This window comes from Ammoniphilus oxalaticus, from assembly GCF_003609605.1.
In the GTDB taxonomy this organism is placed as follows: domain Bacteria; phylum Bacillota; class Bacilli; order Aneurinibacillales; family RAOX-1; genus Ammoniphilus; species Ammoniphilus oxalaticus.
The window spans coordinates 565,583-579,116 of the sequence record NZ_MCHY01000008.1; the positions used below are offsets into that span (position 1 = coordinate 565,583).

Sequence of the window (13,534 nt, forward strand, 5' to 3'; positions counted from 1 at the left end):
AGAAGATCATGTCGAATTCAAAGACTTATAATGTAGCATTAGTGGGAGCAACAGGCGCAGTAGGAACTCAAATTTTGGGTTTACTTGAAGAACGTAATTTTCCGATTGGAAAATTAAAATGTCTCTCCTCAGCAAGATCCGCAGGGGCCACGCTCACGTTTAAAGGGGAAACCGTCACGATTGAAGAGGCGACTCCAGAAAGTTTTGAAGGAGTTGATATCGCCCTCTTCAGCGCGGGCGGCAGCGTCAGTAAAGCGTTAGCGAATGAAGCCGTAAAACGCGGGGCTGTTGTGATCGACAATACAAGCGCTTATCGGATGGATCCAGAGGTGCCGCTGGTTGTGCCAGAAGTGAACATGGATCACGCGAAAGAACACAAAGGGATCATCGCTAATCCGAATTGTTCCACAATTCAAATGGTTGTGGCTTTAAAGCCGTTGCTGGATGAATATGGACTGGACCGAATCGTTGTTTCTACCTATCAAGCTGTATCTGGGGCAGGCAGCCGAGCAATCGATGATTTGAAAAATCAAACCGAGGCGGCATTAGCTGGAAAAGAAGTGAAGGGCGAGATCTTACCGGTCGGTTCATTGCCTAAAAAACATCCAATGGCATTCAATGCGATTCCGCAAATTGACGTGTTTGAAGACAACGGCTTCACAGCGGAAGAAATGAAAATGATCAATGAAACAAAGAAAATATTCGGTGATGATCAGATCAAAGTCGCGGCGACCTGCGTCAGAGTACCGGTTCTTTTTGGACACTCTGAATCTGTATACATCGAAACGAAAAAGCCATTTGAAGTAGAAGATGTGAAAGAGTTGTTAACGAATTTTGAAGGGATTACTGTAGTGGATCAGCCAGCGGAGCAAGCCTACCCATTAGCGACGGACGCGGCAGGTAAGAAAGAGGTATTTGTCGGTCGAATTAGAAAGGATCTATCTTATTCGAATGGCCTGCACATGTGGGTTGTATGTGATAACCTAATTAAAGGCGCTGCTTGGAACGCTGTGCAAATCGCTGAAAATTTAGTCGCCGAAAAATAAAATAAACGATCGAATCTAAGCATGTTCCCTACAATGAATCTGGCAAGGGAGTATGAAGAATAATGAAAACTCTTGTGCAAAAATTTGGCGGTTCCTCTCTTTCTTCATTGGAAGGAAGAGAGGAAGCCATTGGTCAAATCCGTTCGGCTATTGAAGAAGGGTATGCTGTTTGTGTGGTCGTATCAGCCATGGGCAGACAAGGACAGCCTTACGCAACAGATACGTTGCTGACATGGATGAATGAGCACGGATCAGCTTTAGAAGCGAAGGATCTAGATTTATTGCTTCACTGCGGCGAGGTGATCTCAGCGACGACTTTGGCAAGTATGCTCAACCAGAAGCAGATACCAACAACGGTGTTTACGGGAGGGCAAGCTGGGATTATAACCAATCGCGAGTTTGGCAATGCCCAAATTCAAAAAGTAGAGCCAGACCGTTTGCGGCAAGCATTGCAAGATTATAAGGTCGTCGTTGTAACTGGCTTCCAAGGTAGAACGCTGGAGTGGGAAATCACGACACTCGGGCGAGGCGGAAGCGACACGACCGCAACGGCGCTGGGTGTCGCTTTGCAAGCAGAAAGAGTAGATATTTTTACAGATGTTAGCGGAGTCATGACAGCCGATCCGCAGATTGTTGAAGAAGCCCAACAGCTTGAGATGGTAACATATACTGAAATAGCGAATATGGCTTATCAAGGCGCCAAGGTGATTCATCCTCGGGCTGTAGAGCTGGCGATGCAGGGGAATATTCCGATTCGGATTCGTTCGACGTTTACGAATGGGTTGGGCACCCTTGTCACCCATCGATCTGAATTAGAACGGGGCAAAGGAGTAGCCGAGCGTTTGATTACGGGCATTGCCCATATCTCAAACATTACGCAAATCAAAGTGTATGCCAAAGAGGGACAGTACGACTTACAGTTGAGCGTGTTTAAAGCGATGGCTGAACATGAAATTAGTGTAGATTTCATCAATGTAAATCCGATTGGCGTTGCTTACACGGTTAGAGACGCGTACACTGAAAAGGCCGTCCATATTTTAAGAGAGATGGGTTATGAGCCGAAAGTGATCCCGCGCTGCGCCAAAGTTTCGTTAATTGGGGCAGGTATGGCGGGAGTGCCTGGTGTGATGGCTCAGATTACGGAAGCGCTGAATGAGAAAGATATTCAAATTTTGCAGTGCGCTGATTCTCACACAACGATATGGGTACTTGTGAAAAATGATGACACGAATCGAGCTCTTCGAGCTTTGCATCATAAATTCAATCTGCACAAGGTATCAAACTAGAGATGAAGGAGGGGCTAATAGTTGGTTGATTTTGGACGATTATTAACAGCTATGGTTACACCATTTAACGATGAATTAGAAATTGATTATGATCAAGTAGATAAACTTGTGGACCATCTAATAGAAACAGGTACGGATACGATTGTTGTCGCGGGGACAACGGGAGAGTCTCCGACGCTAAGCGGAGCGGAAAAGGTAGCGCTTTTTAAGCGAGTCGCAGAGCGCGCCGCTGGCAGGGCAAAAGTCATCGCGGGCACTGGCAGCAACAATACGAAGGCTTCCATCGAATTATCTCAACAAGCCGAGGCGGCGGGAGTAGACGGGTTGATGCTTGTCGCGCCTTACTATAATAAACCTTCGCAAGAGGGACTTTATCAGCACTTTAAAACGATTGCGAAATCGACCGCGCTGCCTGTGATGATTTACAATATTCCTGGCAGGTCGGCTATTAATATTGAGGTTGAGACGATTTTGCGTTTAGCGGAAGTTGATAATATTACCTCTGTGAAAGAAGCGAGCGGTGATTTATCCGCAGTTTCTGAACTGGTTGAGAAGTCACCCGCAGGATTTAAAGTGTATTCGGGAGACGATAAATTGGCGTTGCCTACACTTAGCGTCGGCGGTTACGGTGTTGTGAGTGTTTCAAGCCACGTTGTTGGTAATCAATTAAAAGAAATGATCGAAGCGTATGTTGCCGGTCAAGTTGAAAAAGCGGCGACATTGCATCGTAAATATATGCCAGTCTTTGAAGGACTATTTATTACAGCGAATCCAGTTCCAGTAAAATATGCATTAGAAAAACAGGGTGTTTCCGTTGGATCTGTGCGACTTCCACTCGTGTCCGTGACAGAAGAAGAAGCCAAATTTATCGATTCATTATTTACCTAAGGAAAAACAGCAGCGCGCATCGATGACGCTGCTGTTTTTTGTGTCTTAAACATGACGAGCAGGCTGATCTGTGTTGGATTCGTCACCACTAACAAATCTGCTTTTCATTAAAAGTCCATTCATGTATAATTAATTCTAAGTGACTCGTTCGGTTAAGTTGGAACTACTGACAACTAAATAAGGAGTCAAGAAGGAAAGGAGGTATCAAGTTGTTAAAACATGACAACAAAGTTTTGTCTATATTCGCATTGGGCGGCGTTGGCGAAATAGGCAAGAACATGTACGTGGTTCAATATGACAATGAAATTCTCGTGATTGACGCGGGACTTAAATTTCCTGATGCGGGAATGCTCGGCATTGATTTAGTGATCCCCGATATTAGTTATTTAATGGAGCATAAGGAGAAGGTGAAAGGGGTGCTAATCACCCATGGTCACGAAGACCATATTGGCGGGCTATCCTACTTTCTTAAAAATATAAATGTTCCTGTGTATGCCAGTAAACTCACGGTCGGTTTGATAAAAGGAAAGTTACGGGAAGCGGGTATTTTAAGAAACACGACACTACATGTGGTGGACTCTCATTCAAAAGTGAGCTTTCAATATTTGAAGGCCAGTTTCTTCCGAACAACGCACAGTATTCCTGATTCCTTGGGGGTGTGCATCGATACACCTGAGGGGAAAGTTGTTTATACAGGAGACTTTAAGTTTGACCAAACGCCTGTTGATCGAAATAGTTCGGATTTTGCGGCGATGAGTCGGTTGGGAGATGAAGGTGTGCTTGCGCTACTATCCGACAGCACAAACGCGGATAAACCAGGCTTTACCGGTTCGGAGTGGGAGGTTGGACAAGCGATTGGGCGGGTGTTTAGTCATGCCACGGGCAGAATTATTTTTGCAACGTTCGCTTCTAATATTCATCGGATTCAGCAAGTGTTCGATGCGGCGGCTCGTTTTGGCAGAAAGGTAGCGATCGTTGGTAAAAGTATGAAAAACGTAACGAAAATCGCTCATGAGCTTGGCTACCTGCAATTCGAAAATGATATTCTACTTGAACCGGAGGAAATCCAAAGGCTCCCGGTTGATCAGATCGTTATTTTAGCGACAGGAAGTCAAGGGGAACCGATGTCCGCCCTTAATCGGATGGCAAGATCGGCGCATCGGAAAGCGGATGTTATGCCAGGGGATACGGTCGTGATTGCATCGACGCCGATCCCAGGCAACGAGCGGCATGTCGGACGGGTGATTGATCAATTGTTCCGTATCGGCGCCGACGTTATCTATGGACCAGACATCCATGTTTCGGGGCATGGTTCACAAGAAGAGTTAAAGTTAATGTTAAATTTAATGAAACCAAAATATTTTATTCCCGTCCATGGCGAATTTAGGATGATGCGCGCCCACGCCCGCATTGCTGAACAAGTCGGAGTGTTACCAGGAAATATCTTCTTGCTTAATAATGGGGATACGGTTGAGATCGTTGATCAAGACGCGAGACAGGGCGGCGCTGTGCATGCCGGACAAGTGTTGATCGACGGTTTGGGGGTCGGTGATGTCGGCAATATTGTGTTGCGTGATCGGAAGTTGCTCTCCGAAGATGGCATTTTAGTGATTGTTGTGACTTTATGCAGAAGAACAGGGAAGATCCTATCTGGACCTAACATCATCTCGCGAGGTTTTGTTTATGTTCGTGAATCCGAGGAATTGTTGGATGAAGCGAACCAACTTGTTTCCCAGACTTTAGCTCAGTGTCATGCTGATCAAGTGAAGGAATGGTCTTCTTTGAAATCAAATGTACGAGATGCGCTTAGTAGATTCCTCTATGATCAAACAAGACGCAGACCGATGATCCTTCCTATAATTATGGAGGCTTAAAAAATGAGAGGTGTCCAAATGGACACCTCTTTTTGCTGCGTGGATTCCTATCATACATGATAAACAAAAATACGAACATACTAATCAAAGGAAAGTATTCGTTAAGTTGGAGGGAATCAGATGACTTTTGATTGGAGTCAATTTAATAAGCAATATACAGATCAGAGAAATCCATTGTTAAATCATTCCCCTAAAGCATCAGAGGAACCGCAACCGGAACTACCCGCTGCCGAGGAAGGGAAAAAGCCAGGCGTTTTGGACACGATCCAGCAACTAGGGCAAACGAGTGTGGCCCAAAGTCCGGATAGTAATATTCAATGTTTGACGATTATCGGACAAATAGAAGGTCATTTGCAGCTTCCGCCGCAAAACAAAACGACTAAATATGAGCATTTAATTCCACAATTAGTGGCAATTGAACAAAACCCGAAAATTGAAGGGTTGTTAATCGTGCTCAATACAGTTGGCGGTGATGTAGAAGCGGGATTAGCGATTGCAGAGATGATTTCTTCGTTATCGAAGCCAAAAGTATCACTCGTGCTTGGCGGTGGACACAGTATCGGTGTTCCGATCGCGGTTTCTACGGACTATTCGTTTATCGCTCCCTCAGCGACGATGATCGTTCATCCTGTTCGCTTAACTGGATTAGTTATTAACGTCGTTGAATCATTTGAATATTTGGAAAAGATGCAAGATCGGGTCGTTAAATTCGTCGTGGAACATTCTAAAATTCAAGAAGAAGAATTTAGGCAAATGATGCTTAAAGTAGGCGAATTGACTCGGGATGTGGGCACAAACATTGTTGGAAGCAAGGCAGTCGAAGCCGGATTGATTGATGAAGTCGGAGGCATCGCTCAAGCGATGAAGAAACTAAATGAAATGATTCAAGAAAATAAAGAAAATGGAATGCTGCAATAAGCGGGATTCCGTTTTAAAGGAGCGTTTGCATGATTATTTATTCTGTGATGCCGATGGAAGCAATCATGAAGAACATGGATAATGTGGATTATCAATATACCGAAACAGAAGTGGACGGTGTGCAAATGGTGGTCGAACATTATCCGCAATCAGCGGAAGCGAAGATCGTTCGTCTGTTAAGTCCAAATCCACAGGACTACCTAAATCCGAAGTTTTCACCTGGACAAACGATCTATTTTCGACCGAACTAGGGGCATCCCTAAATCTTCCTATGAAGGCAACGGGACATGTGGTATAATATAGTAAATAAGAGGCAGCCTATTAGGCTGCCTTCGGTGTTATATAGAGAGGTGAAGAAGTCAGTGGCATCGAAAAAGAAGAGAAGAAGAAAACAGTCGTCAGGGCATAAATTAAAGAGTTCAATCGTCTTTGAATTGTATGGACTTGTCCTATTAGCTGTCTTTCTAATTACACTATCTCGATATGGATGGTTTGGAGAGACTTTTTCGTGGATATTCCGTTTTTTTACAGGTACATGGGATTTTACAATTCCATTAATCGGAATGTTTTACGCCCTCTATATGATGATAAAAAGACAATGGCCGGCCTTATTTGCGCCTAGATGGATTGGGCTGTTCATTATGTTTTTTTCCATATTGTTATTAGATCATCTGTTTTTATTTGATCAATTAACAGCGCAAGGAAAATTTACAGATCAACATATCGTTCGAATTTCTTGGGATGCAATTTTACAAGAGAAGTTGCAACTTGAGAGAGGACAAGCGTCTACAACAGATATTGGCGGAGGCATGATCGGAGCCATTGGTCTCGCCGTAAGCTATTACTTATTTGCAAGAACAGGCACATTTATCATTGCTATTTTTACATTTTTAATCGGTCTGATGCTTTTGTTGCAGATTTCATACGTTAATCTATTTTCGAAGGTAAAACAAGCTTTAGTGGCGCTAAAGAATGCATTCGTCGAAAAAATGCAAGAAATTTGGCAGTTAATCATCGAAAAGAATCAAGCAAGGGAACAGACGACTGCTCCGCTGCCTGCCTCAGATACCGCGGATTATCAGGCTGTTGATCTTCAGGTTTTCGAAAAAGAAGAAGTACAGACTGTCACGCCTCCTGTTGAAGAGAGCGGGCCTGTTATTCATGATTTTGCGGAAACAGCATATCAACAAGAGGAAATGGATTTTCAGGTGGAGATAAATGATAAAACGCCTGCTCCGTCAAAGCGATTAGCGCCTGTGGACAAGAATGAGGATTTAGGCCTTCAAGATGTCGAGTTAATCAGCAACAATGAAAATGGAGTTATAGCCGAGGAACCTGTTGAAAATTATGAATTGCCAACGCTGCAGCTATTAACGAAACCGCGTCAAACGAAACAACAAGGGAAAGAATATCGGGACATGCAATCAAACGCCCGCAAATTGGAACAGACATTAAATAGTTTCGGCGTGCAGGCCCGCGTCATGCAAATCCATCGGGGACCCACCGTGACACGCTATGAAGTGCAGCCTGCGGTTGGCGTGAAAGTGAGCAGAATTGTAAATCTGTCAGATGATATCGCCCTTGCTTTAGCGGCGAAGGATATCCGGATGGAGGCGCCAATTCCAGGGAAATCAGCGATTGGGATCGAGGTGCCAAATGGGGAAGTTTCAATTGTTACACTCCGCGAAGTATTGGAAAGTTCAAATTATCAAGAATCGGATGGTAAACTGCATGTTGCTTTAGGACGGGATATATCGGGGGAGCCGATTGTCGCTGATTTAACTAAAATGCCTCATTTACTCGTTGCAGGGGCGACAGGCAGTGGAAAAAGCGTCTGTATCAATGGGATTATTACAAGTATTATTTTTAAAGCAGAGCCGCATCAGGTGAAGTTAATGATGATCGACCCGAAGATGGTCGAATTGAATATGTATAATGGAATTCCACATTTACTCTCCCCTGTCGTAACCGACCCGCGTCGGGCCTCGATGGCTTTGAAGAAAGTCGTCGTGGAGATGGAGAAGCGATATGAATTATTCGCAAAAAGCGGAACGAGAAACATTGATTTGTATAATCAGATGGTTGTTCAAGCTGGAGCTGGCCATCCACTACCTCACATTGTCGTCATTATTGACGAGTTGGCTGACTTGATGATGGTTGCCCCAAGTGATGTGGAAGATGCGATTTGTCGCCTGGCCCAGATGGCTAGAGCTGCGGGAATTCATTTAATCATTGCCACCCAGCGACCATCCGTTGACGTGATCACTGGGGTAATCAAAGCAAACATTCCGTCAAGAATCGCTTTCGGGGTTTCTTCAGTAACAGATTCAAGAACGATTCTCGATATGGGTGGAGCGGAGAAACTGCTAGGCAGAGGAGACATGCTTTATCTTCCTGTTGGCGCGTCAAAGCCAGTGCGGGTTCAAGGCGCCTTTGTGTCTGACCAAGAAGTGGAGGCGGTTGTTGATTTTGTGAAAGAACAGCAAACGGCCCGCTACCACGAAGAGATGATCCCGACGGAACCATCAATGCAAAAAGAGACGATTCCTCAAGACGACTTATATGAAGATGCAGTGAAACTTGTGATTGATGCTCAAACAGCATCGGCCTCATTTTTGCAAAGACGCTTTCGAATTGGTTATACGCGAGCCGCGCGTTTGATCGATATGATGGAGGAAAATCAGATCGTCGGTCCATTTGAAGGCAGTAAACCGCGGGAAGTTTTAATACAAAACACAGAAACAAATATTTCTTAACGGATAGAAAAGAATCCTATGTCAGAAACTAACTGTGTACAAACATGGAAAGGATGATTTAGGATGTGGACATGTCCTTATTGTGGAAATAGCGGCGGGGTCGGATTTGTTGATCCTAACCTGAAAGGAATGTTATGCATGCACCCGAATTGCGGCAGGTTCGATGAAATGACAGAGGGTAGGATCGAACTGTTGATGCGGTCGGATTTATATGAACAAAGTCTTGTCTAAATGAAGACAAGACTTTTTTTGGCGTAATCGCTATAAAATAGGTTAAACTATGCAAGGATCAGCGTATAATGGAAATAATATACCTTTACTTTAAGAAGGAGTGGAAACTCATTGAGTGAACCCGTGTTTCAAACCGTGACGGTAAATCAAATGAACGTCCATATTTTACCGACTGATAAATTTAAAACAACGACAATGGTCGTACATATTGAACAGGATTTAAAGGAAGAAACAGTAACTCAGACAGCGCTGCTGCCGTTCGTGTTAAAGCGGGGTTGCGTTAAGTATCCAACGGCGCAGCAACTTCGTCAATACATGGATGAATTATTTGGGGCGGTTTTTCATGCGGATATTGTAAAGAAGGGCGAGAAGCAGATCATCCAAATCCAACTGGAAATTGCTAACGAAAAGTACTTGTCTGATACAAGTCCATTGTTACAAAAAGGAATTGAGTTTTTAGGAGAAGTGATTTCACGTCCGCTTGTTGAAAATGGTGGATTTAATAAGAAAATCGTTGAAACTGAAAGCGGGCTTCTAAAGAAGCGGATTTTAAGTTTAATCGACGATAAAATTCGTTACGCAAATCAGCGCGTTGTGGAGGAAATGTGCAAAGAAGAACCGTATCGCCTATTGTCCTATGGGAAAACGGAAGAATTGGAACAAGTTGATCCAACTGCTCTTTATCAGTATTACCTTAAGCTGCTAGCGGAGAACCCGATCGACATTTATGTTGTGGGGGATGTCCAACCGACGGATGTTCAACAAGGGGTCGAGCGTTCGTTTCAGATCGAGCGTACGAACACGCGTCAGCTATCGTTTAATCCCGTTCAAAAAGAACGTGTTGAGGAGCAAGTTGTGATCGAAGAACTTGAGATTGGTCAAGGAAAATTGAATATCGGCTGCCGTACGCATACAACACTACAAGATGAGGATTATGAAACGCTGTTGATTTATAACGGCATCCTTGGCGGTTTTCCGCATTCAAAATTGTTCGTGAATGTGCGGGAAAAGGCGAGTTTGGCTTACTATGCGGTTTCTCGGTTAGAGAGCCATAAAGGGATGCTCATTATGATGTCCGGTATTGAAATTGATCGCTATGAGCAAGCTGTTGAGATTATGAAGGAACAATTGAAGATGATGCAGGACGGTGAGATTAGCGACACAGAAATGCAACAGACGAAAGCCAGTCTGATCAATCAGTTATTAGAAACGAAAGATAATGCGCGAACGATGATTGATTTTGCCTACAATGGTCAGTTAAGCGATACGAAAAAGACGCTGAAACAGTTTATAGATAAAATTAATCAAGTTACCGTAGACGCTGTCGTTGCGATCGCCAAAAAAATTGAAATCGATACAATCTACTTTTTGCGGGATAAGGAGGGGGAAGAATGAAAGAAATAAGGTATGAACAGTTAAATGAAACGTTGTATTATGAAAAATTAGAAAATGGACTCGACGTCTATATCTTACCAAAACATGGGTTTAGTAAAACGTACGCCACTTTTACAACTAAATACGGTTCGATCGACAATCACTTCCAAGTTCCAGGTAAGGAAAAAGTGAAGGTGCCAGATGGAATTGCTCATTTTCTGGAACATAAAATGTTCGAGGAAGAGGATGGCGATGTGTTCAATCAATTTGCTAATTACGGCGCATCCGCGAACGCTTTTACAAGCTTTGATCGCACCGCCTATTTATTTTCTAGCACAGGAAATGTCAAAGAAAACTTGACTACTTTATTGAATTTTGTACAGAAACCTTACTTTACAGATGAAAATGTGGAGAAGGAAAAGGGGATTATTGGGCAAGAAATTAAAATGTACGATGATAACGCTGATTGGCGGGTTTATTTTGGCCTTATTGAAAATATGTATCACCATCATCCTGTAAAAATTGATATTGCAGGAACGATCCCCTCTATAACAGAGATTACGAAAGAAATGTTGTACACGTGTTATGAGACGTTTTATCACCCAAGCAATATGCTTCTATTTATCGTGGGCGCAGTTAATCCGCAGGAGATTATTCAAACAGTTCGAGAAAATCAAGCAGCTAAGTCATATGAGCGGCAAGCGGAAATCATTCGTTACTTTGAAGATGAACCTACTCATGTGGCAAAGGAGCAATCAATAAGAGAAATGACTGTCGCTATGCCAAAAGTGATGTTTGGTTATAAGGATAAAACCGTGGGGCTAAGCGGAAATGAGCTGCTAAAAAGGGAACTAGCTACCCAACTTGTGTTAGATATACTGCTAGGGCAAAGTTCAGATTTGTATCAGCAATTGTATGAAGCGGGCTTAATTAATGATACATTTGGAACTGACTATAGCGGAGAGCCACATTATGGATTTTCAGCGATCGGCGGAGATACACCTGACGCTGAGCAGTTGGTTGAGCGGGTAACAGCCGGTTTGGAAGCGGCAAAAGTGAACGGGATTACGAAGGAGCAGTTTGAATTAAACAAAAAGAAGAAAATCGGTTCTTTTCTCCGTTCATTAAATTCAATCGAGTTTATTGCGAATTCATTTACGAAGTACGAGTTCAATGAAACGGACCTGTTTGAAATCGCTCCAACGCTGGAACAGTTGACGCTCGAAGATGTGAATCATAGATTAGCGGAACATATTCAGCCAGAACAATTAAGCGTATCAATGATTAAGCCAATCAGTTAGGGTTAACATATAAATTTACAAAGAGGTGGATGGTTATGATCCTCCTCTTTTCATATTGAGAATAGGAAGTGTATGGTGAGGAACAGTGGAAAAATGGGCGCTCGTAACGGGAGCAAGCGGAGGAATTGGCGCGGCGATTGCCGTCGCTTTAGCCAACAAGGGGTATGACTTGTATCTTCATTATTATAGCGGAGAAGCGCAGATTGATAAGTTAGTGATTGAATGTGAACAAAAAGGGAGTTGCGCGATCCCGATTCAGGCAAATTTGGCGAGGGTGGAAGAGATTGAGTGTTTGCGTGAGCGCATGCCGCGTTCGCCAGATGTCTTAATTAATAATGCAGGGCTAACCCACTACGGTATATTTACAGATACGAGCATGGAAGAAATTGATTTGTTATACGCGGTGAACGCGCGAGCGGCTTTTTTACTCGCGCAGTTATTCGTCCCGTCGATGATCAAACGGGGCTTTGGAAGAATCGTCAATATTTCTTCAATTTGGGGAACGACAGGCGCGTCATGCGAAGTGTTGTATTCCATGACGAAAGGCGCCCTGTTATCTTTTACAAAGGCGCTGGCCAAAGAAGTGGCGCCAAGTGGAATTACGGTTAATGCGGTTGCGCCTGGGGCGGTTGCGGGTCCTCTTTTAAATCGCCAATTCAGCGCGAACGAATTAGAGGAAATTGCGGCCGAAATCCCAATGGGGCGGTTAGGACAACCGAGTGAGATTGCCTCACTTGTCTGCTTTTTGATTAGCGATGAAGCAGCCTATATTACAGGCCAGGAATTAAGTCCGAACGGTGGTTGGCATACATAAGCGAATACAGGTAGCAAATTAAGAAAAACAGGGATAAGAAGATCTGAAAAAATCCATAATAACAAGTAGTAAGCGGGCATTTTTGCCTCTTGCTGTATGATGTAGGGAGAGTATGTGTCGATAAAACAAAAATGCCCTTTTCAGGGCATTTTTGTTTTATCGGGCGCGAATTGTCTTGAATAGTTGAAATCAGTTACTATAAACAACTAAAATGAAGAGTGAAAAAGAGAATTATGATATACTTATACCGATATAAGTAGGGGATGAGACAGTTGGTAGCGTCTAATTGGTATTTAGAGTGGGAAATTCACCGAAACAACCCTGGATTACTTGGTGATATTGCTGCTGTCCTCGGTATGTTAACGATTAATATTCAAACAATCAACGGGGTTGAGCCTTGTAAACGAGGCATGTTAATTCAGACGGATGATGATGAGAAAATAAACTTGTTAAAAAGTGTACTAGACGCGCTTGAAGATATTACGGTTACAGCGTTACGTAAATCCACGGTCATGGATACGTTAGCTGTTCGACATGGAAAATATAGTGTTCAAGACACAAGAGAAGAGAAAATATTTCGATTTGCGCGAGATGAGATTGGCTTGCTCGTTGAATTTATGGGAGAAATATTTAAAAAGAATGGACACCAACTAATCGGTGTGAGGGGAATGCCGCGAGTCGGAAAGACAGAGGCGATGATCGCCGCGAGTGTATCCGCAAATAAACGCTGGACGTTGGTTTCCTCCACGTTACTTCGCCAAACCGCGCGCAACCAATTGGCGATGAATGAATGGGCGGGGGAGAGCGTTTATATCATTGATGGCGTTGTTTCTACATTACGGGGAACGAACAAACATCGTAAACTTATGGAAAAAGTGTTGGCTTTGGAAGCGACGAAAGTAATTGAACACCCCGACATCTTTGCGCGCGAAACGGGCGGAAGCCTGGCCGACTTTGACTATATTATCGAATTGAGGAATCATCCAGATGAAGAAATTACTTATGAGGTTGTCAATGCGAGTATTTCCAATTTTGACATCACATAA

Annotated in this window: 12 protein-coding genes; all 12 read left to right on the plus strand. The window is 43.5% G+C overall.

What is annotated here, in order from left to right; genetic code table 11:
• Window positions 1–8: 8 nt before the first annotated feature.
• The 12 genes from BEP19_RS09145 (at window position 9) to BEP19_RS09195 (ending at window position 13,534) form a co-directional block, all read left to right on the plus strand.
• On the plus strand, window positions 9–1,046 hold the full coding sequence (locus BEP19_RS09145; protein WP_120189561.1) for an aspartate-semialdehyde dehydrogenase: 1,038 nt from the start codon (window positions 9–11) through the stop codon (window positions 1,044–1,046).
• A gap of 62 nt (window positions 1,047–1,108) precedes the next feature.
• Window positions 1,109–2,332, plus strand: a complete 1,224-nt coding sequence (gene dapG, locus BEP19_RS09150; protein ID WP_120189563.1) for an aspartate kinase — start codon at window positions 1,109–1,111, stop codon at window positions 2,330–2,332.
• A 21-nt stretch (window positions 2,333–2,353) separates the two neighbouring features.
• The gene (dapA, locus tag BEP19_RS09155) at window positions 2,354–3,220 is read left to right on the plus strand and encodes a 4-hydroxy-tetrahydrodipicolinate synthase (protein ID WP_120189565.1); all 867 of its coding nucleotides are present in this window, start codon (window positions 2,354–2,356) and stop codon (window positions 3,218–3,220) included.
• Window positions 3,221–3,429: 209 nt separating this feature from the next.
• Entirely contained in the window at window positions 3,430–5,094 is a 1,665-nt protein-coding gene (locus tag BEP19_RS09160; RefSeq protein ID WP_120189567.1) for a ribonuclease J, read from the plus strand.
• Window positions 5,095–5,214: 120 nt separating this feature from the next.
• The gene (locus tag BEP19_RS09165; protein WP_120189569.1) at window positions 5,215–6,012 is read left to right on the plus strand and encodes a ClpP family protease; all 798 of its coding nucleotides are present in this window, start codon (window positions 5,215–5,217) and stop codon (window positions 6,010–6,012) included.
• Between the two features lie 29 nt (window positions 6,013–6,041).
• Entirely contained in the window at window positions 6,042–6,263 is a 222-nt protein-coding gene (locus BEP19_RS09170) for a YlzJ-like family protein (protein WP_120189571.1), read from the plus strand.
• Between the two features lie 111 nt (window positions 6,264–6,374).
• The gene (locus BEP19_RS09175; RefSeq protein WP_245983440.1) at window positions 6,375–8,768 is read left to right on the plus strand and encodes a DNA translocase FtsK; all 2,394 of its coding nucleotides are present in this window, start codon (window positions 6,375–6,377) and stop codon (window positions 8,766–8,768) included.
• 63 nt (window positions 8,769–8,831) lie between these two features.
• Window positions 8,832–8,999, plus strand: coding sequence for a hypothetical protein (locus BEP19_RS17635; protein WP_170145317.1), 168 nt, complete (start codon window positions 8,832–8,834; stop codon window positions 8,997–8,999).
• Between the two features lie 111 nt (window positions 9,000–9,110).
• Window positions 9,111–10,394: an EF-P 5-aminopentanol modification-associated protein YfmF gene (gene yfmF, locus BEP19_RS09180; RefSeq protein ID WP_245983442.1), complete on the plus strand. Its 1,284-nt coding sequence runs from the start codon at window positions 9,111–9,113 to the stop codon at window positions 10,392–10,394.
• On the plus strand, window positions 10,391–11,674 hold the full coding sequence (gene yfmH / locus BEP19_RS09185) for an EF-P 5-aminopentanol modification-associated protein YfmH (RefSeq protein WP_120189575.1): 1,284 nt from the start codon (window positions 10,391–10,393) through the stop codon (window positions 11,672–11,674). Before yfmF ends, yfmH begins: the two co-directional genes overlap by 4 nt.
• Window positions 11,675–11,759: 85 nt before the next feature.
• The gene (ymfI, locus tag BEP19_RS09190; RefSeq protein WP_120189577.1) at window positions 11,760–12,488 is read left to right on the plus strand and encodes an elongation factor P 5-aminopentanone reductase; all 729 of its coding nucleotides are present in this window, start codon (window positions 11,760–11,762) and stop codon (window positions 12,486–12,488) included.
• A gap of 263 nt (window positions 12,489–12,751) precedes the next feature.
• Window positions 12,752–13,534, plus strand: a complete 783-nt coding sequence (locus BEP19_RS09195) for a DUF3388 domain-containing protein (RefSeq protein ID WP_120189579.1) — start codon at window positions 12,752–12,754, stop codon at window positions 13,532–13,534.

Bases quoted from the DNA above. Each gene is read 5' to 3' on its own strand.
- BEP19_RS09145 (WP_120189561.1), top strand. From the start codon at position 9: ATGTCGAATTCAAAGACTTATAATGTAGCATTAGTGGGAGCAACAGGC.
- dapG (WP_120189563.1), top strand. From the start codon at position 1,109: ATGAAAACTCTTGTGCAAAAATTTGGCGGTTCCTCTCTTTCTTCATTG.
- BEP19_RS09165 (WP_120189569.1), top strand. From the start codon at position 5,215: ATGACTTTTGATTGGAGTCAATTTAATAAGCAATATACAGATCAGAGA.
- BEP19_RS09170 (WP_120189571.1), top strand. From the start codon at position 6,042: ATGATTATTTATTCTGTGATGCCGATGGAAGCAATCATGAAGAACATG.
- BEP19_RS17635 (WP_170145317.1), top strand. From the start codon at position 8,832: ATGTGGACATGTCCTTATTGTGGAAATAGCGGCGGGGTCGGATTTGTT.
- yfmH (WP_120189575.1), top strand. From the start codon at position 10,391: ATGAAAGAAATAAGGTATGAACAGTTAAATGAAACGTTGTATTATGAA.
- BEP19_RS09195 (WP_120189579.1), top strand. From the start codon at position 12,752: ATGAGACAGTTGGTAGCGTCTAATTGGTATTTAGAGTGGGAAATTCAC.